This window comes from Streptomyces sp. NPDC034111 (assembly GCF_055575375.1).
The window spans coordinates 439,461-460,158 of the sequence record NZ_JBVIST010000004.1 but is presented as its reverse complement, the minus strand read 5'-3'; the positions used below and the strand labels follow the sequence as shown (position 1 = coordinate 460,158).

The window sequence follows — 20,698 nt, the reverse complement described above, 5'->3', positions numbered from 1 at the left end:
GCGGGGGGAGGGGCGCGAAGTGGCATTCCAGCCGTGGCAGGGTGGGCAGCCCGTTCAGCCGGCGAATCAGGTGCCGGCCATGCGTGCCTCGCACGCCGATCGTGAGCGGACGGTCGATGTGCTCAAGGCGGGGTTTGCCGAGGGCCGGCTGCAGCAGCCGGAGTACGAGCAGCGGATCACGCGGGCCTACAAGGCGCAGACGCATGCCGAGCTTCAGATGCTGGTCTCGGACCTGCCGATGGGGCCGGTGCCGCAGGCGCAGTTCGTCCCGCAGCGGCCGGTGCCTGCGACGTTCATGCCGATGCACATGCCGGCGCCGGTGACGACGAACAGCTCGGCGACCGGCTCGCTGGTCTGCGGGATCATGACGCCGGTGACGTGGGGGCTCACCGCGATTCCGGCGGTCATCCTGGGCCACAAGGCGCGGGCCGAGATCCGTCGTACGGGCGAGCGCGGGGACGGGCAGGCCATTACGGGCCTGATCCTGGGCTGGCTGGCGATCGGCGGCTGGGCGCTGTTCCTTCTGGTGTTCATTCTGTCCGCGGTGGTCCTCTGACCGGTTCACGGGGGTGCCGCGGTTGTGTTGCGGGGGTGCGGCGCCTTCTTCCGTACGGCGGTCGATCGCACTACGGTGGCCGCAACGCCGTGACGAGTCCGGCGTGTCCTTCGCGTGTGCATTTGTTTTGACCGCAGCCAATGCGGTAGGTACGCTCTGACCTTGTGCCTGGGGTGTCCCTGGGCTGCCGTGCGCGCAATCCTCCCAAGTTCCGACCGGGAGGGCCATCAGTACGGAAGCCAGGTTTTGACACCGCAATCTGCCGCCTCACTCGTTCCAGCGAGGGACCGGACTGCAGCATTCGACACACCCGACCGCGTGGGTCGGGGATGTTCCAGGTTAGCTTTACCGAGACTGGCACACAGAAACCGGAGAAACGGTGCCTACGATCCAGCAGCTGGTCCGCAAGGGCCGGCAGGACAAGGTCGAGAAGAACAAGACGCCCGCGCTCGAGGGTTCCCCCCAGCGCCGTGGCGTCTGCACGCGTGTTTTCACGACCACCCCGAAGAAGCCGAACTCGGCCCTGCGTAAGGTCGCGCGTGTGCGTCTGACCAGCGGGATCGAGGTCACCGCTTACATTCCGGGTGAGGGCCACAACCTCCAGGAGCACTCGATCGTGCTCGTGCGTGGCGGCCGTGTGAAGGACCTGCCGGGTGTTCGGTACAAGATCATCCGCGGCTCCCTCGACACGCAGGGCGTCAAGAACCGCAAGCAGGCTCGCAGCCGCTACGGCGCCAAGAAGGAGAAGTAAGAATGCCTCGTAAGGGCCCCGCCCCGAAGCGCCCGGTCATCATCGACCCGGTCTACGGCTCTCCTCTGGTGACCTCCCTCATCAACAAGGTTCTGCTGAACGGCAAGCGCTCCACCGCTGAGCGCATCGTTTACGGCGCCATGGAGGGTCTGCGCGAGAAGACCGGCAACGACCCGGTCATCACGCTCAAGCGCGCGCTCGAGAACATCAAGCCGACCCTTGAGGTCAAGTCCCGCCGCGTCGGTGGCGCGACCTACCAGGTTCCGGTCGAGGTCAAGCCCGGCCGTGCCGCCACCCTCTCGCTCCGCTGGCTCGTGGGCTACTCCCGCGCCCGCCGCGAGAAGACCATGACCGAGCGCCTCATGAACGAACTGCTCGACGCCTCCAACGGCCTCGGCGCTTCGGTCAAGAAGCGTGAGGACACGCACAAGATGGCCGAGTCCAACAAGGCCTTCGCGCACTACCGCTGGTAGTCGCAACCCACATCGAGACCGAGAGAAGATTGAGCCACTATGGCTACCACTTCGCTTGACCTGGCCAAGGTCCGCAACATCGGGATCATGGCCCACATCGACGCGGGCAAGACGACCACCACCGAGCGGATCCTGTTCTACACCGGCGTTTCGTACAAGATCGGTGAGGTCCACGACGGCGCTGCCACGATGGACTGGATGGAGCAGGAGCAGGAGCGCGGCATCACGATTACGTCCGCCGCGACGACCTGCCACTGGCCGCTGGAGAACGTCGACAACACCATCAACATCATCGACACGCCGGGCCACGTCGACTTCACCGTCGAGGTGGAGCGTTCGCTGCGCGTGCTCGACGGTGCGGTGACGGTGTTCGACGGCGTTGCCGGTGTCGAGCCCCAGTCCGAGACCGTTTGGCGTCAGGCGGACCGCTATGGCGTTCCGCGTATCTGCTTCGTCAACAAGCTTGACCGTACGGGCGCCGAGTTCCACCGCTGCGTCGACATGATCACGGACCGCCTTGGCGCGACCCCGATCGTGATGCAGCTGCCCATCGGCACCGAGATGGACTTCAAGGGTGTCGTCGACCTCGTCAAGATGAAGGCCCTGGTCTGGTCGGCCGAGGCCGCCAAGGGCGAGATGTACGACACCGTCGACATCCCGGACACGCACATCGAGGCCGCCGACGAATGGCGCGGCAAGCTCCTCGAGGTCGTTGCCGAGAACGACGAAGAGATCATGGAGCTCTACCTGGAGGGCCAGGAGCCCACCGAGGAGCAGCTCTACGCGGCGATCCGCCGGATCACCATCGCCTCCGGCAAGGCTGACACCACCACTGTCACGCCGGTGTTCTGCGGTACCGCGTTCAAGAACAAGGGTGTTCAGCCGCTGCTCGACGCGGTCGTGCGCTACCTCCCCTCCCCGTTGGACGTCGAGGCCATTGAGGGCCACGCGGTCAACGACCCGGAGGAGGTCGTCAAGCGCAAGCCGTCCGAGGACGAGCCGCTGTCCGCCCTGGCGTTCAAGATTGCGAGCGACCCCCACCTGGGCAAGCTCACCTTCATCCGGGTGTACTCGGGCCGCCTTGAGGCCGGCTCGCAGGTGCAGAACTCGGTGAAGGGCAAGAAGGAGCGCATCGGCAAGATCTACCGGATGCACGCGAACAAGCGTGAGGAGATCGACTCGGTGGGTGCCGGTGACATCGTCGCCGTCATGGGTCTGAAGCAGACCACCACCGGTGAGACCCTCTGCGACGCCTCGAACCAGGTCATCCTGGAGTCGATGGAGTTCCCGGCCCCGGTCATCCAGGTCGCCATCGAGCCCAAGTCGAAGGGCGACCAGGAGAAGCTGGGTGTCGCCATCCAGCGTCTCGCCGAAGAGGACCCCTCGTTCCAGGTGCACACCGACGAGGAGACCGGCCAGACCATCATCGCGGGTATGGGCGAGCTGCACCTCGACGTGCTGGTCGACCGTATGAAGCGCGAGTTCCGGGTCGAGGCCAACGTCGGCAAGCCGCAGGTCGCCTACCGCGAGACCCTGCGCAAGCCGGTGGAGCGCCTCGACTACACGCACAAGAAGCAGACTGGTGGTTCCGGCCAGTTCGCGAAGGTGCAGATCGCGCTCGAGCCGCTCGAGGGCGACGGGTACGAGTTCGAGAACAAGGTCACCGGTGGCCGTATCCCGCGGGAGTACATCCCGTCCGTGGACGCGGGCTGCCAGGAGGCCATGGAGTTCGGTGTTCTCGCCGGCTACCCGCTGACCGGTGTCAAGGTCACGCTCCTCGACGGTGCGTTCCACGAGGTCGACTCGTCCGAGATGGCCTTCAAGATCGCCGGTTCGATGGCCTTCAAGGAGGCCGCCCGCAAGGCCTCCCCGGCCCTGCTCGAGCCGATGATGAAGGTCGAGGTCACCACGCCCGAGGACTACATGGGCGATGTGATCGGCGACATCAACTCCCGCCGTGGTCAGATCCAGTCCATGGAGGACCGCAGCGGCGCCAAGCTCGTCACGGGCCTGGTTCCCCTCTCGGAGATGTTCGGCTACGTCGGAGACCTCCGCAGCAAGACGTCGGGTCGCGCAAGCTACTCGATGCAGTTCGACTCCTACGCCGAGGTTCCGCGGAACGTCGCCGAGGAGATCATCGCGAAGGCCAAGGGCGAGTAAGTCCGGTCTCGTAAGAGTCGGACCGCAACACGCTTTAGGCTTGACACCGTCTGACGGGGCAATCCCCGCAATCCGTGAGGATTGCCCCGGCAGCCGGCACCCCAGCAAAGATCACCTGGCGCCGATGAGTAAGGCGTACAGAACCACTCCACAGGAGGACCCCAGTGGCGAAGGCGAAGTTCGAGCGGACTAAGCCGCACGTCAACATCGGCACCATCGGTCACATTGACCACGGTAAGACGACCCTCACGGCCGCCATTACCAAGGTGCTGCACGACGCGTACCCGGACCTGAACGAGGCCTCGGCCTTCGACCAGATCGACAAGGCTCCTGAGGAGCGCCAGCGCGGTATCACCATCTCCATCGCGCACGTCGAGTACCAGACGGAGAACCGTCACTACGCCCACGTCGACTGCCCGGGTCACGCGGACTACATCAAGAACATGATCACGGGTGCGGCGCAGATGGACGGCGCCATCCTCGTGGTCGCCGCGACCGACGGCCCGATGCCGCAGACCAAGGAGCACGTGCTCCTGGCCCGCCAGGTCGGCGTTCCGTACATCGTTGTCGCCCTGAACAAGGCCGACATGGTGGACGACGAGGAGATCCTGGAGCTCGTCGAGCTCGAGGTCCGTGAGCTCCTCTCCGAGTACGAGTTCCCCGGCGACGACGTTCCGGTCGTCAAGGTCTCGGCGCTCAAGGCGCTCGAGGGCGACAAGGAGTGGGGCGACTCCGTCCTCAAGCTCATGGCCGCCGTCGACGAGTCGATCCCGCAGCCCGAGCGTGACGTCGACAAGCCGTTCCTGATGCCGATCGAGGACGTCTTCACGATCACCGGTCGTGGCACCGTCGTCACCGGTCGTATCGAGCGTGGTGTCCTCAAGGTCAACGAGACCGTCGACATCATCGGCATCAAGACCGAGAAGACCACCACCACGGTCACCGGTATCGAGATGTTCCGGAAGCTCCTCGACGAGGGCCAGGCCGGTGAGAACGTCGGTCTGCTCCTCCGTGGCATCAAGCGCGAGGACGTCGAGCGCGGCCAGGTCATCATCAAGCCGGGCTCGGTCACGCCGCACACCTCGTTCGAGGCCCAGGCCTACATCCTGTCGAAGGACGAGGGTGGCCGCCACACCCCGTTCTTCAACAACTACCGCCCGCAGTTCTACTTCCGTACCACGGACGTGACCGGCGTCGTGACCCTCCCCGAGGGCACCGAGATGGTCATGCCGGGCGACAACACCGAGATGTCGGTCGAGCTGATCCAGCCGGTCGCCATGGAGGAGGGCCTGAAGTTCGCCATCCGTGAGGGTGGCCGGACCGTCGGCGCCGGCCAGGTCACCAAGATCAACAAGTAATTGTTGATCCGGTTGATCCGGTAGCAGTTCGGCAAGGAGCCCCGTCCACCATCAGGTGGGCGGGGCTCCTTGACAGTTGGGGCCCGATTGGCCTTGGGCGTCCCGGGTGTGGCACACTGTCCAGGTTGCTCGGTTGAGTGCCGATGCTGCGCGCCTCCCGCCGGGAGGACTGGAAGCGAGTCCCAGGTATTCGTCGTCCCTTCTCAGGGGCGGAAGTACGGGAATCTTCCGGGAAGCGTCAGCGGGGTGCCTCGGCCAGGCGCCCGGTGGGTGTTCTTCCCCTGCCTTCTCCTTCTTGAAGGATCTCTCGTGCGGAGATTTACGAGAAGGGGTGCGACACGCCCGACCGCGTGGGTCGGAGAAGAACGGGAACGCACCGGGTCCCAGAGCGTTACGAGAGACAGGACTACGAAGTAGCCATGGCGGGACAGAAGATCCGCATCCGGCTCAAGGCCTACGACCACGAGGTCATCGACTCTTCGGCGAAGAAGATCGTCGAGACGGTGACCCGTACTGGTGCGTCGGTCGCGGGCCCGGTGCCGCTGCCCACTGAAAAGAACGTGTACTGCGTCATCAAGTCGCCGCACAAGTACAAGGACTCGCGCGAGCACTTCGAGATGCGCACGCACAAGCGCCTGATCGACATTCTCGACCCGACGCCCAAGACCGTTGACTCGCTGATGCGCCTGGACCTTCCGGCCGGCGTTGACATCGAGATCAAGCTCTGAGAGGCGCGGAAGAGATGGCTAAGCAGATCAAGGGCATCCTGGGCGAGAAGCTCGGCATGACCCAGGTCTGGGACGAGAACAACCGTGTCGTCCCGGTCACTGTGGTCAAGGCCGGCCCCTGCGTCGTTACCCAGGTGCGCACCAATGACCAGGACGGTTACGACTCCGTCCAGATCGCCTTCGGCGAGATCGACCCGCGCAAGGTGAACAAGCCCCTCAAGGGCCACTTCGCGAAGGCCGACGTCACCCCCCGCCGGCACCTCGTCGAGGTCCGTACTCCCGATGCCGGTGAGTACACCCTCGGCCAGGAGCTGACCGCCGAGACCTTCGAGTCGGGCGTCAAGGTGGACGTGACCGGCAAGAGCAAGGGCAAGGGCTTCGCCGGTGTCATGAAGCGTCACGGCTTCGGCGGCGGCAAGGCCTCGCACGGTGCCCACCGCGTGCACCGCAAGCCGGGCTCCATCGGTGGCTGCGCCACCCCGGGCCGCGTGTTCAAGGGCATGCGGATGGCCGGCCGTATGGGCAATGAGCGGGTCACCACCCAGAACCTGACCGTCCACGCCGTTGACGCGGAGAAGGGTCTGCTGCTCATCAAGGGCGCAGTTCCTGGTCCGAACGGCGGCCTCGTCCTGGTCCGTACCGCGGCCAAGGGGGCCTGAGGTAACCGATGAGCACCATTGACATCCTTTCGCCGGCAGGCGACAAGGCCGGGTCCGTCGAGCTCCCCGCGGAGATCTTCGACGCCAAGGTCAGCGTTCCGCTGATCCACCAGGTCGTTGTCGCACAGCTGGCCGCGGCCCGTCAGGGCACGCACAAGACCAAGACTCGCGGCGAGGTCCGCGGCGGTGGCAGGAAGCCTTACCGCCAGAAGGGCACCGGCCGGGCGCGTCAGGGTTCGACCCGTGCGCCGCAGTTCGCCGGCGGTGGCATCGTCCACGGCCCCGTGCCGCGTGACTACAGCCAGCGGACCCCGAAGAAGATGAAGGCCGCCGCCCTGCGCGGTGCCCTCACCGACCGGGCCCGCAACAGCCGCATCCACGTCGTTTCCGGCGTGGTCGAGGGCGACATCTCCACCAAGGCCGCCAAGGCTCTTCTCGGCAAGGTCAGCGAGCGCAAGAACGTGCTCCTGGTCGCCGAGCGCAGCGACGAGGCCGCGTGGCTGTCCGCCCGCAACCTGCCCCAGGTGCACATCCTGGAGCCGGGCCAGCTGAACACGTACGACGTGCTCGTCTCCGACGACGTGGTCTTCACCAAGGCCGCCTTCGAGTCCTTCGTGTCTGGCCCCAAGGCCAACGCTGAGACCGAAGGGAGCGACGCCTGATGACTGAGGCCGTCGTCACCAGCAAGACCTTCACGGACCCCCGCGACGTTCTCGTCAAGCCGGTGGTTTCCGAGAAGAGCTACGCGCTGCTGGACGAGAACAAGTACACGTTCATCGTCGCGCCCGGCGCGAACAAGACCCAGATCAAGCAGGCCGTCGAGGCGGTCTTCTCGGTCAAGGTCACCGGGGTCAACACGATCAACCGGCAGGGCAAGCGCAAGCGCACCCGCACCGGTTACGGCAAGCGTGCGAACACCAAGCGCGCCATCGTGACCCTCGCCGAGGGCGACCGTATCGACATCTTCGGCGGCCCGGTCTCCTAACGGAGTCCGAGTCGTCCGGAATCGGACGAGGACTGAGAAATGGGTATCCGCAAGTACAAGCCGACGACCCCGGGCCGTCGTGGCTCCAGCGTCGCCGACTTTGTCGAGATCACGCGGTCCACGCCGGAGAAGTCGCTGGTCCGCCCGCTGCACAGCAAGGGCGGCCGTAACAACGCCGGTCGTGTGACCGTTCGCCACCAGGGCGGTGGCCACAAGCGCGCCTACCGCGTGATCGACTTCCGTCGTCACGACAAGGACGGCGTGCCGGCCAAGGTCGCGCACATCGAGTACGACCCGAACCGCACCGCGCGCATCGCGCTGCTGCACTACGCAGACGGCGAGAAGCGCTACATCATCGCGCCCCGTGGCCTGGTCCAGGGTGCTCGGATTGAGAACGGCCCTGGCGCCGACATCAAGCCGGGCAACAACCTGCCGCTGCGTCACATCCCCGTGGGTACGACGATCCACGCGATCGAGCTGCGTCCGGGCGGCGGTGCGAAGTTCGCCCGCTCGGCCGGTGCCTCCGTGCAGCTGCTGGCGAAGGAGGGCGCGATGGCCCACCTTCGTATGCCGTCCGGTGAGATCCGCCTGGTCGACGTGCGCTGCCGCGCCACCGTCGGCGAGGTCGGCAACGCCGAGCAGTCGAACATCAACTGGGGCAAGGCCGGCCGTATGCGCTGGAAGGGCGTCCGCCCGACCGTGCGTGGTGTCGTGATGAACCCGGTCGACCACCCGCACGGTGGTGGTGAGGGCAAGACCTCCGGTGGTCGCCACCCGGTCTCGCCCTGGGGCCAGAAGGAGGGTCGTACTCGCTCGCCGAAGAAGGCCAGCAACAAGTACATCGTCCGCCGCCGCAAGACGAACAAGAAGCGCTAGGAGCGGGTTTAGATGCCGCGCAGTCTCAAGAAGGGGCCCTTCGTCGACGACCACCTCGCCAAGAAGGTGGACGTACAGAACGATGCAGGCACCAAGAACGTCATCAAGACCTGGTCCCGCCGCTCCATGATCGTCCCGGCCATGCTCGGCCACACGATCGCGGTGCACGACGGCCGCAAGCACGTCCCGGTGTTCGTCACCGAGTCGATGGTCGGCCACAAGCTCGGCGAGTTTGCGCCGACCCGCACCTTCCGCGGCCACGAGAAGGACGACCGCAAGTCGCGTCGTCGCTGATCGACCGGAGTGCGAAGACTATGACTGACACCGAAGGGACAACCATGGAAGCCAGGGCCCAGGCGCGGTACATCCGCGTCACGCCCATGAAGGCCCGCCGCGTGGTGGACCTTATCCGTGGCATGGATGCCACGGAGGCTCAGGCGGTCCTGCGTTTCGCCCCGCAGGCCGCGAGCGTGCCCGTGGGCAAGGTGCTTGACAGCGCCATTGCCAACGCCGCGCACAACTACGACCACACTGACGCCTCCTCGCTGGTCATCAGCGAGGCCTACGTCGACGAGGGCCCGACCCTGAAGCGGTTCCGTCCGCGTGCCCAGGGCCGTGCCTACCGGATCCGCAAGCGGACCAGCCACATCACCGTGGTCGTCAGCAGCAAGGAAGGAACCCGGTAATGGGCCAGAAGGTAAACCCGCACGGGTTCCGGCTCGGCGTGACGACGGACTTCAAGTCCCGCTGGTACGCCGACAAGCTGTACAAGGACTACGTCAAGGAAGACGTCGCCATTCGTCGCATGATGACGAAGGGCATGGAGCGCGCCGGTATCTCCAAGGTGGAGATCGAGCGCACCCGTGAGCGCGTCCGCGTTGACATCCACACCGCTCGTCCGGGCATCGTCATCGGCCGCCGCGGCGCCGAGGCCGACCGCATCCGCGGCGAGCTGGAGAAGCTGACCGGCAAGCAGGTCCAGCTGAACATCCTCGAGGTCAAGAACCCCGAGACCGATGCTCAGCTCGTGGCCCAGGCCGTCGCCGAGCAGCTCTCGTCCCGCGTCTCCTTCCGTCGCGCCATGCGTAAGAGCATGCAGTCGACGATGAAGGCCGGCGCCAAGGGCATCAAGATCCAGTGCGGTGGCCGTCTCGGCGGCGCTGAGATGTCCCGCTCGGAGTTCTACCGCGAGGGCCGTGTGCCCCTGCACACGCTCCGTGCGAACGTCGACTACGGCTTCTTCGAGGCCAAGACCACCTTCGGCCGCATCGGTGTGAAGGTCTGGATCTACAAGGGCGACGTCAAGAACATCGCCGAGGTGCGCGCCGAGAACGCTGCCGCCCGTGCGGGTAACCGCCCGGCGCGTGGTGGCGGCAACGACCGCCCGCGCCGCGGTGGCGAGCGTGGCGGCCGCGGTGGCCGCAAGCCGCAGCAGCAGAGCGCCGCTGCCGAGGCCCCCAAGGCCGAGGCCGCTGCCGCTGCTCCGGCGGAGACCCCCGGAACGGAGGCCTGACCGACATGCTGATCCCTCGCAGGGTCAAGCACCGCAAGCAGCACCACCCGAAGCGCAACGGCATGGCCAAGGGTGGCACCGAGCTGGCCTTCGGTGAGTACGGAATCCAGGCCGTCACCCCGGCCTACGTGACGAACCGGCAGATCGAGTCCGCTCGTATTGCCATGACCCGTCACATCAAGCGTGGCGGCAAGGTGTGGATCAACATCTACCCCGACCGTCCGCTGACGAAGAAGCCGGCCGAGACCCGCATGGGTTCCGGTAAGGGTTCTCCGGAGTGGTGGGTCGCGAACGTCAAGCCCGGTCGGGTGATGTTCGAGCTGTCCTTCCCGAACGAAAAGGTTGCCAAGGAGGCGCTGACCCGCGCCGCCCACAAGCTTCCGATGAAGTGCCGCATCGTGCGGCGCGAGGCAGGTGAGTCGTGATGGCGGCCGGTACCAAGGCGACCGAGCTGCGCGAGCTGAACAACGAGGACCTCGTTGCCAAGCTGCGTGAGGCCAAGGAGGAGCTGTTCAACCTCCGCTTCCAGGCGGCGACCGGACAGCTCGAGAACCACGGCCGGCTGAAGGCCGTCCGCAAGGACATCGCCCGGATCTACACCCTGATGCGTGAGCGTGAGCTGGGCATCGAGACGGTGGAGAGCGCCTGATGAGCGAGAAGAATGTGACTGAGACGAACGAGCGCGGTTTCCGCAAGACCCGTGAGGGTCTCGTCGTCAGCGACAAGATGGACAAGACCGTCGTCGTCGCTGTCGAGGACCGCGTCAAGCACGCGCTGTACGGCAAGGTCATCCGCCGTACCAACAAGCTCAAGGCGCACGACGAGCAGAACGCTGCCGGTGTCGGCGACCGCGTCCTCCTGATGGAGACCCGGCCGCTGTCCGCCACCAAGCGCTGGCGCATCGTCGAGATCCTCGAGAAGGCCAAGTAATCCCTCCTAGGGGGACCCCCTAGGAACAGTTCCGCCAGGCTCGGCGAGAAGCGCGAAGCACTCGCGCTTCTCGCCGGGAACCGGCAGACATTCAGGAGATAGACGTGATCCAGCAGGAGTCGCGACTGCGGGTCGCCGACAACACTGGTGCGAAGGAGATCCTTTGCATCCGTGTTCTCGGTGGTTCCGGTCGCCGCTACGCGGGCATCGGTGACGTCATCGTTGCCACCGTCAAGGACGCGATCCCCGGTGGCAACGTGAAGAAGGGTGACGTCGTCAAGGCGGTCATCGTTCGCACCGTCAAGGAGCGCCGCCGTCCGGACGGCTCGTACATCCGCTTCGACGAGAACGCGGCCGTCATCCTCAAGAACGATGGCGACCCCCGCGGCACCCGCATCTTCGGCCCCGTGGGCCGGGAGCTGCGCGAGAAGAAGTTCATGAAGATCATCTCGCTCGCGCCGGAGGTGCTGTAACCGATGAAGATCAAGAAGGGCGACCTGGTCCAGGTCATCACCGGTAAGGACAAGGGCAAGCAGGGCAAGGTCATCCAGGCCTTCCCCCGCGAGGACCGCGTCCTGGTCGAGGGTGTCAACCGGGTCAAGAAGCACACCAAGGCCGGACAGACCGCTCGTGGGTCGAAGACCGGCGGCATCGTGACGACCGAGGCCCCCATCCACGTCAGCAACGTTCAGCTGGTTGTGGAGAAGGACGGCCAGAAGGTTGTCACCCGCGTCGGATACCGCTTCGACGACGAGGGCAACAAGATCCGCGTTGCCAAGCGGACCGGTGAGGACATCTGATGACTGCCACCACCAACGCGCCGCGTCTCAAGACGCGCTACCGCGAAGAGATCGCCGGGAAGCTGAAGGACGAGTTCTCCTACGAGAACGTCATGCAGATCCCCGGTCTGACCAAGATCGTGGTCAACATGGGTGTGGGCGACGCCGCCCGCGACTCCAAGCTGATCGAGGGCGCCATCCGCGACCTCACCACGATCACCGGCCAGAAGCCGGCCGTCACCAAGGCCCGTAAGTCCATCGCGCAGTTCAAGCTGCGTGAGGGCCAGCCGATCGGTGCCCACGTCACCCTCCGCGGTGACCGCATGTGGGAGTTCCTGGACCGCCTGCTGTCGCTCGCGCTGCCGCGCATCCGCGACTTCCGTGGTCTGTCCCCGAAGCAGTTCGACGGTCGGGGCAACTACACCTTCGGTCTCACCGAGCAGGTCATGTTCCACGAGATCGACCAGGACAAGATCGACCGTACCCGGGGTATGGACATCACCGTGGTCACCACGGCGACCAACGACGATGAGGGCCGCGCTCTCCTTCGTCACCTCGGCTTCCCGTTCAAGGAGGCGTGAGCGAGATGGCGAAGAAGGCTCTGATTGCCAAGGCCGCCCGCAAGCCCAAGTTCGGTGTGCGCGCGTACACCCGCTGCCAGCGCTGCGGCCGTCCGCACTCCGTTTACCGCAAGTTCGGCCTGTGCCGCGTGTGCCTTCGTGAGATGGCTCACCGTGGCGAGCTGCCGGGCGTGACCAAGAGCTCCTGGTAATCCCCCAGTTGGGGATTACCGGAGGCTCTCGGTAAGCAATCGGCCGGCGGGCACCCCCGCCCTTTGTCCCGTAGGGTAGAAGGGTTTGGGTGTCCCGCCGCCCGAGACCGACCGCGGGCCGAGCCCGCATAACGTCGCTTACTACGCCGTAGGTCCCCGCGCCGCACCCGTCCCGACTCTGCTCGGGGAGAGGGATGGCGCACATAGGAAACCCCGGCGAGAGAGGCCGAAGGCCAATTCATGACCATGACTGACCCCATCGCAGACATGCTGACCCGTCTGCGGAACGCGAACTCGGCGTACCACGACACCGTCGTGATGCCGCACAGCAAGATCAAGTCGCACATCGCGGAGATCCTCCAGCAGGAGGGTTACATCACCGGCTGGCGTGTCGAGGACGCCGAGGTTGGCAAGAACCTCGTCCTCGAGCTGAAGTTCGGCCCGAACCGCGAGCGCTCGATCGCCGGCATCAAGCGGATCTCGAAGCCGGGCCTGCGGGTCTACGCAAAGTCCACCAACCTGCCGAAGGTGCTCGGCGGCCTGGGCGTGGCGATCATCTCCACGTCCCACGGTCTGCTCACCGGCCAGCAGGCGCAGAAGAAGGGCGTGGGTGGGGAAGTCCTCGCCTACGTCTGGTAACCCGGGAACGGAGGAATAGCTAATGTCGCGCATTGGCAAGCTGCCCATCCAGGTTCCCGCTGGTGTGGACGTCACCATCGAGGGCCGCACGGTCAACGTGAAGGGTCCCAAGGGTTCCCTGTCGCACACCGTTGCTGCCCCCATCGAGGTCGCCAAGGGTGAGGACGGCGTCATCAACGTCATCCGCCCGAACGACGAGCGTCAGAACAAGGCCCTGCACGGCCTGTCCCGCACGCTGGTGGCGAACATGATCACCGGCGTGACCCAGGGCTACAGCAAGGCGCTCGAGATCAGCGGTGTCGGTTACCGCGTCCAGGCGAAGGGCTCCAACCTGGAGTTCTCCCTGGGCTACAGCCACCCGATCCTGATCGAGGCCCCCGAAGGGATCTCCTTCAAGGTCGAGTCCCCGACCAAGCTCAGCGTCGAGGGCATCGACAAGCAGAAGGTCGGCGAGGTGGCGGCGAACATCCGCAAGCTGCGCAAGCCTGACCCGTACAAGGCCAAGGGCGTCAAGTACGCCGGCGAGGTCATCCGCCGCAAGGTCGGAAAGGCTGGTAAGTAAGCCATGGCATACGGTGTGAAGATCGCTAAGGGCGACGCGTACAAGCGCGCCGCTGCCAAGCGTCGCCACATCCGCATCCGTAAGCGGATTTCGGGTACCCCGGAGCGTCCGCGTCTGGTCGTGACGCGGTCCAACCGCGGCATCACGGCACAGGTCATCGACGACATCGCGGGCCGCACTGTGGCCTCGGCGTCGACCCTGGACGCGTCGATCCGTGGTGGCGAGGGCGACAAGAGCGCTCAGGCCAAGAAGGTCGGCTCCCTGGTTGCCGAGCGTGCCAAGGCCGCCGGTGTCGAGGCTGTCGTGTTCGACCGTGGTGGCAAGCAGTACGCCGGGCGGATTGCCGCTCTGGCCGACGCCGCCCGCGAAGCCGGGCTGAAGTTCTGAGCCCCGGTTCCGGAGCTAGCGGACGTAACAGAGAGAGGTAAATCCAATGGCTGGACCCCAGCGCCGCGGAAGCGGTGCCGGTGGCGGCGAGCGGCGGGACCGGAAGGGTCGCGACGGTGGCGCTGCCGCCGAGAAGACCGCGTACGTTGAGCGCGTTGTCGCGATCAACCGCGTCGCCAAGGTTGTCAAGGGTGGTCGTCGTTTCAGCTTCACCGCGCTGGTCGTGGTGGGCGACGGTGACGGCACCGTAGGTGTCGGTTACGGCAAGGCCAAGGAAGTTCCGGCTGCCATCGCCAAGGGCGTGGAAGAGGCCAAGAAGAACTTCTTCAAGGTCCCCCGTATCCAGGGCACCATCCCGCACCCCATCCAGGGCGAGAAGGCTGCGGGCGTCGTCCTGCTCAAGCCGGCTTCCCCCGGTACCGGTGTGATCGCCGGTGGCCCGGTGCGCGCCGTTCTGGAGTGCGCGGGCATCCACGACGTGCTGAGCAAGTCGCTCGGTTCGTCGAACCCGATCAACATCGTGCACGCCACGGTGACCGCGCTTCAGGGCCTTCAGCGCCCCGAGGAGATCGCGGCCCGTCGTGGCCTGCCGCTGGAGGACGTGGCTCCCGCCGCTCTGCTGCGGGCGCGTGCTGGGGTGACCGCATAATGGCGCACCTCAAGATCACGCAGACCAAGTCCTACATCGGTAGCAAGCAGAACCACCGCGACACCCTTCGTTCGCTGGGCCTCAAGCGGCTCCACGACGTGGTTGTCAAGGAGGACCGCCCCGAGTTCCGCGGCATGGTGCACACCGTCCGCCACCTCGTGACGGTTGAGGAGGTCGACTGACATGGCGGAGCAGAACCCGCTGAAGGTCCACAACCTCCGTCCTGCCCCGGGTGCCAAGACCGCCAAGACCCGTGTCGGTCGTGGTGAGGCGTCCAAGGGTAAGACCGCTGGTCGTGGTACCAAGGGCACGAAGGCCCGTTACCAGGTTCCGGAGCGCTTCGAGGGTGGGCAGATGCCCCTCCACATGCGCCTCCCGAAGCTGAAGGGCTTCAAGAACCCCGCCCACAAGCAGTTCCAGGTCGTGAACCTGGACAAGCTGGCCGCGCTCTACCCGCAGGGTGGCGAGGTCACGGTGGCCGACCTGGTCGCCAAGGGTGCGGTGCGCAAGAACGAGCTCGTCAAGGTGCTCGGCACCGGCGAGGTCTCCGTGGCGCTTCAGGTGACGGTTGACGCCGTCTCCGGCTCCGCCAAGGAGAAGATTGCCGCTGCCGGCGGCACCGTCACCGAGCTCCTCAACGCCTGAGCTCGCTGACTGCACGGCATCAGGGCCGGTCCTCTTCGGAGGGCCGGCCCTTTGCGTTGTCCGGGGGCGCTCCGCGCGCTTCGCCGGGCCGCCACTGTGGTTCGACATTCAATCGAACGGCCGGTCGAATCAAGCCAAGCTTGTGCCGGGGGTGGCCTTCTGATGCCCGGGGGACCGCCGAGATGCGTGTGGCGTGATGCCGGGCGAGTTCCCGCGGCGTGCTGCGAATGTCGTGATCCGTGCCACAAACGCAATGAACCATTCCGCTGACTGAGACTGATCGACCGACGTTGACCGCGGTAATGCGCCGGGGAGAAGGTATTCAGGTCATATTCCACTTCCACGGGGAGTTCGAAATGAAGAAGGTTCGTTACGTCAAGCCGCAGCTGACCCGTCTCGGCAAGGTGGAGGAGCTCACCGGTTTCGGTGTGGGTAACCTGCCGGACTTCGGTGGCGCTTTCCTCCACTTCTGAGGAAAACGGCGGAATGAAAACGGGCTTGCCGGTGCTCTGGTCGGCAAGCCCGGTTCATTCGCGCCGGATGTGAGAGGCACAAGGTACTCACGACGGGGGGATCGTGCGGCACGCAGCACTGGTCAGCGATTTCATGGGGGCCGCCGGGCGGGTCGGGCTCCCGGCGGAAATCGACCGTATCGAAACACATCATTCCGCAATCACCGACGCCTTTACGCCGCCGGAGCGGGGTTACGTATGGCAGTGGTGCCGGCCGCACGGCCCCGCCGAGTCGGCCGTACAACTCCCTTACGTGGTGCCCGGAAAGGGCATTCTCCAGCTCACCGGCGTCGTCATGGAGCCGGTGAACGAACGGTTGTGCCGGCTGCTCGTCGACGCCTGTGCACGGGGGGACTACCAGCGACTGGCCTGCCTTGAGGGCGATGTGGCCGGCTGTGTGGTGACCGAGGACGGGGTCCACCTCTTCAAGAGCATCAACAGCCGCGACACCCTCTTCTACCGCCGGCAGGGGCGGGTCGTGCACTGGTCCACTGACCCGTCCATGGTCTCGGAACAGGACGTGGACGGGCTGGACCGGGAGGCGATCTGGCGCAGCTGCCGGGGCGACGATGTCTTCGTCTACGGCGACATCGGCCTCGTACGGCCCGGCCATGTGACGGTCCTGAAGGCCTCGGGCGGCGAGTCCTGCGTCCGGTACGACCGGGTGCTGCCGACGGGGATGCCGCGCCGGGCCGGTCTGCGGGAGTACGCCGAGGTCGGCTACGACCACCTCGTCGAGGCCATGCGGCCGTATGCGCGGCACGGGGAGAAGACCGGTGTGCTGCTGTCCGGCGGCCTCGACTCGGTCGCGGTGATCACGGCGCTGGCGGACGCCGGGGCCGATGTGGTGGCCTACCACGTACAGGCCGACGACCCGGTCGCCGACGAGTCCGGCTACGCCGCGGCGACCTGCCGGCATCTCGACGTCCCGCTGGTACGGGTGCACGCCGATACCGGCGACGGCTATCTGAACGAGGACTGGCGTTTCCCGCACCCCTACAACCACTCCTGGCACCGCTGGATGGAGCAGACCGCGGAGCGGATCCGTCAGGACGGGGTCTCTCACGTCCTGTGGGGCCGCGAGGGGAATGTGATCTTCGGGGCCGAGCACTACGGCGTACACGGAGTGCTCACCGACGACATCCGCTGGCCGGACAAGGTGAGCATGCTCCGCGGGATCATGAGTTCCCGTTGGGACCTCGCGACCGTCCTGCGGAGTGTGCGGCCGGGGCGGTCGCTGCTGTCGGACTCGGAACCGGTCGGGGACAATGCGCGGCCCGCCGAATTCCTGGCCCGTATGCCGGGGGTCCGGGACGATGCGCTGAATCATGAATTCGGAGCGCAGGAGCACGCCTCCGATCTCGTGGTCTGGCGCCCGCGCGGTATCCATATCGGAAATCCCCTGGGCAGCCGGAATCTTCGGGCGCTGTCGAAGCGTATGCCGACGTCGTACAAATTGATTCCGTACGCCGGCCGGCTCATCTGGAAGCCGGTACTCCGGCAGATGCTGATCGGCCGCGTCCCGGATTCCGTGTGGCGGCGTCCCGGCCCGGTGTGGCTCCAGGCGCCGGATCAGCGGTACTGCCTGGAGCACACGGATGTCCTGGAAAAGCTGCTCGGCGGGCCGCAGAGCGTGCTTTCCCGTATGGGAATCGTCGAGCCGTCGCGGCTGAGTGAGGTCCTGGCCGACCCGGTAAAGGTGCGGGCCAATGCGTCCACCCTGGTGTGTTCCGCGATGACGGAACTGTTTCTGCGAAGCAGGGAAGAGAACGGAAAGGGAGTCGGGTGACATGGCGCTCGTCGAGCTGCTGCCCACCGTCGTACTGAATGAGACCGACGGGGCCGGGGTGATCCTGGATACCAAGAAAGGCGTGTACTACAGCCTCAACGCGGTGGCCGTGCTGATGCTGCGGGCCGCACTGGAGCTGGACAGCCTGGACGAGGTCGTCGGCCATGTGCAGGAAAGGGTGGACGCACCCGCGGACACCCTCCGCGAGGACGTCGAGGAACTGCTGGCGGACCTCCGTACGCAAGGCCTGCTCGCCGACGGTGCGGGGGTGCGGCCGGCGTGACCGCGGCCTGGGCCCGCTGGGAGTACTTCCTCTCCGACGTCTCCGGGCTTCCGCATCCGCCGCCGGTGAAACCGCTGTTGAGGGCCCGTGCGATGCGGGAGACCGCGCGCGGCGCCCGGCTGATGAAGGCTCAGGGCTGGGGCGTGGCGCATGAGTTCCTGCGCGATCTCGCCCCGGCCGACGGGGCGTTCGCACGGCTGCCGCGGGAGGCCGCGGTCCGGTTCGCCCGGCGGGAGATCTTCTACAGCAACCTGGCGCTGCGGGCGTTGGACCCGCGGGGCCTGTGTCTGGCGCGTTCCTTCGCGCTGGGGGTGTACCTGTCGGCGCTGGGGCTGCCTGCCGAGGTCGTGGTTGCCGTGGCGAAGGTCCACCGGGACCCCCGCTACCGGTTCCACGCCTGGACGGAGCTGCACGGGGAGGTGCTCAACGACTATCCCGAGACACCGATGGGGTTCCTGCCGCTCCAACGGGTCGGCTGCGCCGCCCTGGCGGAGCGGAGCTGAACGTCTCCTGTATCGGGGCGCATCGCGCGATGCGCCCCGATCTTGCCGGGTGATCTCACCGTTCCCCAGGCGCGACCCGGTAGGGTAGCCCAAGCTGTCATCTGTTATCTCGGGGAATCCCGGGATAACTTCACCCAGCTCTGTCACTGAGATCGACACCGTCGTTTGCCCACACGGGACGTGTGAGGTGCAGGAGGCTCCGTGTTCACCGCGTTCGCCCAGGCGTTCAAGACGCCCGACCTGCGCAAGAAGCTGCTGTTCACGTTGGGCATCGTGCTGATCTACCGGCTCGGCACCCACGTACCCATGCCTGGCGTGAACTACTCGAACGTTCAGCTGTGCATGAAGCAGGCCGGTTCCAACACCGGTCTCTTCGGGCTGGTGAACATGTTCAGCGGCGGCGCGCTGCTGCAGGTCACCATCTTCGCGATGGGCATCATGCCGTACATCACGGCAAGCATCATTCTCCAGTTGCTGACCGTGGTGATCCCCCGGCTGGAGGCCCTCAAGAAGGAGGGGCAGTCGGGACAGGCCAAGATCACGCAGTACACCCGCTACCTGACCATCGCGCTCGCCGTGATGCAGGGCACCGGCCTGATCGCAGTGGCCCGCAACGGCGCGCTCTTCCAGGGCTGCCCGGTCGCCAGCGAGATCATCCCCAGCGACTCGATCTTCACCACCATCACCATGGTCATCACGATGACCGCCGGCACCTGCCTGATCATGTGGCTCGGTGAGCTGATCACCGACCGCGGTATCGGCAACGGCATGTCGATCCTGATGTTCATCTCGATCGCGGCCGGCTTCCCGGGCGCCCTGTGGCAGATCAAGCTCACCGGCAAGCTCGCCGACGGCTGGATCGAGTTCTTCTCGGTGATCCTGGTGGGTCTGGCGATGGTCGGCCTGGTGGTCTTCGTCGAGCAGGCCCAGCGGCGCATCCCGGTGCAGTACGCGAAGCGGATGATCGGGCGCCGGTCCTATGGCGGTACGTCCACCTACATCCCGCTCAAGGTGAACCAGGCGGGTGTGATTCCCGTCATCTTCGCGTCGTCGCTGCTCTACATTCCAGCCCTCATTGCACAGTTCAGCGGGTCGAAGGCGGCATGGGCGACGTGGATCGCCACCAACTTCACCAAGGGGAATCACCCGGTTTACATCGTTACGTACTTCCTGCTGATCGTCTTCTTCGCGTTCTTCTACGTCGCCATCAGCTTCAACCCCGAAGAAGTTGCCGACAACATGAAGAAGTATGGTGGCTTCATCCCGGGTATCCGGGCTGGTCGCCCGACGGCCGAGTACCTCAGCTACGTGCTCAACCGGATCACGTGGCCGGGCTCGCTGTACCTGGGGCTGATCGCGCTCGTACCAACAGTGGCGTTGGTGCTTTTCAACGCGAACCAGAACTTCCCGTTCGGCGGGACGAGCATCCTCATCATCGTGGGTGTGGGCCTGGAGACCGTGAAGCAGATCGAGAGCCAGCTTCAGCAGCGCAACTACGAAGGGTTCCTCCGCTGATGCGAATCGTCCTCGTCGGACCCCCGGGGGCCGGCAAGGGTACGCAGGCTGCGTACCTTGCCAAGAACCTCGCGATCCCGCACATCTCCACGGGGGACCTGTTCCGCGCCAACATCAGTCAGGGCACGCCCCTGGGTGTCGAGGCGAAGTCGTACATGGACGCCGGCAACCTGGTGCCCGACTCGGTCACGATCGGCATGGCCGAGGACCGCATGGAGCAGGCCGACGCCGCCGAGGGTTTCCTCCTGGACGGCTTCCCGCGGAACCTCGGCCAGGCCGAGGCGCTGGACGAGTACCTCAAGGCCAAGAACCTCAAGCTGGACGCCGTCCTGGACCTGGAGGTCCCCGAGGACGAGGTCGTCAAGCGGATCGCCGGCCGGCGGATCTGCCGCAACGACAGCAGCCACGTCTTCCACGCCGAGTACAACAAGCCGAAGGCCGAGGGCGTTTGTGACGTCTGTGGCGGCGCTCTGTACCAGCGTGACGACGACCGCGAGGAGACCGTCCGCAAGCGGCTGGAGGTCTACCACACGGAGACCGAGCCGATCATCGACTACTACAAGGCCCAGGACCTGGTCGTGACGATCCCGGCCCTCGGCAAGGTCGAAGAGGTCACCGAGCGCTCCATGGCGGCGCTCCAGCCCGGCGAGTAGCCGACAGCTTCCTACGGCCGC

General features: G+C 65.9%; 32 protein-coding genes. All 32 read left to right on the top strand.

Going from position 1 to position 20,698, the window contains the following annotated elements:
* The first annotated feature begins 79 nt into the window (after positions 1–79).
* Positions 80–556 (top strand): DUF1707 and DUF4190 domain-containing protein, encoded by a 477-nt coding sequence (locus ACZ55A_RS14180; RefSeq protein ID WP_468839160.1) that lies wholly within the window; start codon positions 80–82, stop codon positions 554–556.
* Positions 557–935: 379 nt separating this feature from the next.
* Positions 936–1,307: a 30S ribosomal protein S12 gene (gene rpsL / locus ACZ55A_RS14175; RefSeq protein WP_003948652.1), complete on the top strand. Its 372-nt coding sequence runs from the start codon at positions 936–938 to the stop codon at positions 1,305–1,307.
* A 2-nt stretch (positions 1,308–1,309) separates the two neighbouring features.
* Positions 1,310–1,780, top strand: a complete 471-nt coding sequence (rpsG, locus tag ACZ55A_RS14170; protein ID WP_004571813.1) for a 30S ribosomal protein S7 — start codon at positions 1,310–1,312, stop codon at positions 1,778–1,780.
* Between the two features lie 39 nt (positions 1,781–1,819).
* Positions 1,820–3,940 carry an elongation factor G gene (gene fusA / locus ACZ55A_RS14165; protein WP_468838922.1) on the top strand — a complete coding sequence of 707 codons (2,121 nt, stop codon included), beginning with the start codon at positions 1,820–1,822 and terminating at the stop codon, positions 3,938–3,940.
* Positions 3,941–4,104: 164 nt separating this feature from the next.
* Positions 4,105–5,298 carry an elongation factor Tu gene (tuf, locus tag ACZ55A_RS14160; RefSeq protein WP_159481495.1) on the top strand — a complete coding sequence of 398 codons (1,194 nt, stop codon included), beginning with the start codon at positions 4,105–4,107 and terminating at the stop codon, positions 5,296–5,298.
* A 419-nt stretch (positions 5,299–5,717) separates the two neighbouring features.
* Positions 5,718–6,026, top strand: a complete 309-nt coding sequence (gene rpsJ, locus ACZ55A_RS14155) for a 30S ribosomal protein S10 (protein WP_003948644.1) — start codon at positions 5,718–5,720, stop codon at positions 6,024–6,026.
* 14 nt (positions 6,027–6,040) lie between these two features.
* The gene (gene rplC, locus ACZ55A_RS14150; RefSeq protein ID WP_030413011.1) at positions 6,041–6,685 is read left to right on the top strand and encodes a 50S ribosomal protein L3; all 645 of its coding nucleotides are present in this window, start codon (positions 6,041–6,043) and stop codon (positions 6,683–6,685) included.
* A gap of 8 nt (positions 6,686–6,693) precedes the next feature.
* Positions 6,694–7,347: a 50S ribosomal protein L4 gene (gene rplD, locus ACZ55A_RS14145; RefSeq protein WP_468838916.1), complete on the top strand. Its 654-nt coding sequence runs from the start codon at positions 6,694–6,696 to the stop codon at positions 7,345–7,347.
* Positions 7,347–7,670, top strand: a complete 324-nt coding sequence (rplW, locus tag ACZ55A_RS14140; RefSeq protein WP_042155860.1) for a 50S ribosomal protein L23 — start codon at positions 7,347–7,349, stop codon at positions 7,668–7,670. Before rplD ends, rplW begins: the two co-directional genes overlap by 1 nt.
* 39 nt (positions 7,671–7,709) lie before the next feature.
* Entirely contained in the window at positions 7,710–8,546 is an 837-nt protein-coding gene (gene rplB / locus ACZ55A_RS14135) for a 50S ribosomal protein L2 (protein ID WP_030413014.1), read from the top strand.
* A 12-nt stretch (positions 8,547–8,558) separates the two neighbouring features.
* A complete protein-coding gene (gene rpsS, locus ACZ55A_RS14130) occupies positions 8,559–8,840 on the top strand; it encodes a 30S ribosomal protein S19 (protein ID WP_016571057.1) in 282 nt (93 codons plus the stop codon).
* 44 nt (positions 8,841–8,884) lie between these two features.
* The gene (gene rplV / locus ACZ55A_RS14125; RefSeq protein WP_004571827.1) at positions 8,885–9,232 is read left to right on the top strand and encodes a 50S ribosomal protein L22; all 348 of its coding nucleotides are present in this window, start codon (positions 8,885–8,887) and stop codon (positions 9,230–9,232) included.
* Positions 9,232–10,059, top strand: a complete 828-nt coding sequence (rpsC, locus tag ACZ55A_RS14120) for a 30S ribosomal protein S3 (protein ID WP_069567069.1) — start codon at positions 9,232–9,234, stop codon at positions 10,057–10,059. Before rplV ends, rpsC begins: the two co-directional genes overlap by 1 nt.
* Before the next feature lie 5 nt (positions 10,060–10,064).
* Positions 10,065–10,484 carry a 50S ribosomal protein L16 gene (rplP, locus tag ACZ55A_RS14115; RefSeq protein WP_004571829.1) on the top strand — a complete coding sequence of 140 codons (420 nt, stop codon included), beginning with the start codon at positions 10,065–10,067 and terminating at the stop codon, positions 10,482–10,484.
* Positions 10,484–10,708 carry a 50S ribosomal protein L29 gene (gene rpmC, locus ACZ55A_RS14110; RefSeq protein ID WP_004950453.1) on the top strand — a complete coding sequence of 75 codons (225 nt, stop codon included), beginning with the start codon at positions 10,484–10,486 and terminating at the stop codon, positions 10,706–10,708. The genes rplP and rpmC overlap by 1 nt, the downstream gene beginning before the upstream one ends.
* Positions 10,708–10,989, top strand: coding sequence for a 30S ribosomal protein S17 (gene rpsQ / locus ACZ55A_RS14105; protein ID WP_006604882.1), 282 nt, complete (start codon positions 10,708–10,710; stop codon positions 10,987–10,989). The genes rpmC and rpsQ overlap by 1 nt, the downstream gene beginning before the upstream one ends.
* Before the next feature lie 104 nt (positions 10,990–11,093).
* Entirely contained in the window at positions 11,094–11,462 is a 369-nt protein-coding gene (gene rplN, locus ACZ55A_RS14100) for a 50S ribosomal protein L14 (RefSeq protein ID WP_003998823.1), read from the top strand.
* A 3-nt stretch (positions 11,463–11,465) separates the two neighbouring features.
* Positions 11,466–11,789 carry a 50S ribosomal protein L24 gene (gene rplX, locus ACZ55A_RS14095; RefSeq protein ID WP_030413017.1) on the top strand — a complete coding sequence of 108 codons (324 nt, stop codon included), beginning with the start codon at positions 11,466–11,468 and terminating at the stop codon, positions 11,787–11,789.
* Positions 11,789–12,349: a 50S ribosomal protein L5 gene (gene rplE, locus ACZ55A_RS14090; protein WP_016571061.1), complete on the top strand. Its 561-nt coding sequence runs from the start codon at positions 11,789–11,791 to the stop codon at positions 12,347–12,349. Before rplX ends, rplE begins: the two co-directional genes overlap by 1 nt.
* A 5-nt stretch (positions 12,350–12,354) precedes the next feature.
* Positions 12,355–12,540, top strand: coding sequence for a type Z 30S ribosomal protein S14 (locus tag ACZ55A_RS14085; protein WP_003956452.1), 186 nt, complete (start codon positions 12,355–12,357; stop codon positions 12,538–12,540).
* 240 nt (positions 12,541–12,780) lie between these two features.
* Positions 12,781–13,179 carry a 30S ribosomal protein S8 gene (rpsH, locus tag ACZ55A_RS14080; protein WP_030413019.1) on the top strand — a complete coding sequence of 133 codons (399 nt, stop codon included), beginning with the start codon at positions 12,781–12,783 and terminating at the stop codon, positions 13,177–13,179.
* Between the two features lie 22 nt (positions 13,180–13,201).
* The gene (gene rplF, locus ACZ55A_RS14075) at positions 13,202–13,741 is read left to right on the top strand and encodes a 50S ribosomal protein L6 (protein WP_468838906.1); all 540 of its coding nucleotides are present in this window, start codon (positions 13,202–13,204) and stop codon (positions 13,739–13,741) included.
* Positions 13,742–13,744: 3 nt separating this feature from the next.
* Entirely contained in the window at positions 13,745–14,128 is a 384-nt protein-coding gene (gene rplR, locus ACZ55A_RS14070; protein ID WP_468838904.1) for a 50S ribosomal protein L18, read from the top strand.
* 46 nt (positions 14,129–14,174) lie between these two features.
* The gene (gene rpsE, locus ACZ55A_RS14065; RefSeq protein WP_006604888.1) at positions 14,175–14,777 is read left to right on the top strand and encodes a 30S ribosomal protein S5; all 603 of its coding nucleotides are present in this window, start codon (positions 14,175–14,177) and stop codon (positions 14,775–14,777) included.
* Complete coding sequence (gene rpmD, locus ACZ55A_RS14060; RefSeq protein ID WP_030062887.1) at positions 14,777–14,959, top strand: 50S ribosomal protein L30; 183 nt, start codon at positions 14,777–14,779, stop codon at positions 14,957–14,959. The genes rpsE and rpmD overlap by 1 nt, the downstream gene beginning before the upstream one ends.
* Position 14,960: 1 nt before the next feature.
* Positions 14,961–15,422, top strand: a complete 462-nt coding sequence (gene rplO / locus ACZ55A_RS14055) for a 50S ribosomal protein L15 (RefSeq protein ID WP_468838900.1) — start codon at positions 14,961–14,963, stop codon at positions 15,420–15,422.
* Between the two features lie 356 nt (positions 15,423–15,778).
* Positions 15,779–15,895, top strand: a complete 117-nt coding sequence (locus tag ACZ55A_RS14050) for a lasso RiPP family leader peptide-containing protein (protein ID WP_468838899.1) — start codon at positions 15,779–15,781, stop codon at positions 15,893–15,895.
* 103 nt (positions 15,896–15,998) lie between these two features.
* Positions 15,999–17,723 (top strand): asparagine synthase-related protein, encoded by a 1,725-nt coding sequence (locus ACZ55A_RS14045; protein WP_468838896.1) that lies wholly within the window; start codon positions 15,999–16,001, stop codon positions 17,721–17,723.
* 1 nt (position 17,724) lies between these two features.
* Positions 17,725–18,006: a PqqD family protein gene (locus ACZ55A_RS14040; RefSeq protein ID WP_468838893.1), complete on the top strand. Its 282-nt coding sequence runs from the start codon at positions 17,725–17,727 to the stop codon at positions 18,004–18,006.
* On the top strand, positions 18,003–18,509 hold the full coding sequence (locus ACZ55A_RS14035) for a lasso peptide biosynthesis B2 protein (RefSeq protein WP_468838890.1): 507 nt from the start codon (positions 18,003–18,005) through the stop codon (positions 18,507–18,509). Before ACZ55A_RS14040 ends, ACZ55A_RS14035 begins: the two co-directional genes overlap by 4 nt.
* Before the next feature lie 201 nt (positions 18,510–18,710).
* Positions 18,711–20,024: a preprotein translocase subunit SecY gene (gene secY / locus ACZ55A_RS14030; RefSeq protein ID WP_468838887.1), complete on the top strand. Its 1,314-nt coding sequence runs from the start codon at positions 18,711–18,713 to the stop codon at positions 20,022–20,024.
* Entirely contained in the window at positions 20,024–20,677 is a 654-nt protein-coding gene (locus ACZ55A_RS14025) for an adenylate kinase (protein ID WP_468838884.1), read from the top strand. The genes secY and ACZ55A_RS14025 overlap by 1 nt, the downstream gene beginning before the upstream one ends.
* The last annotated feature ends 21 nt before the right edge of the window (positions 20,678–20,698 follow it).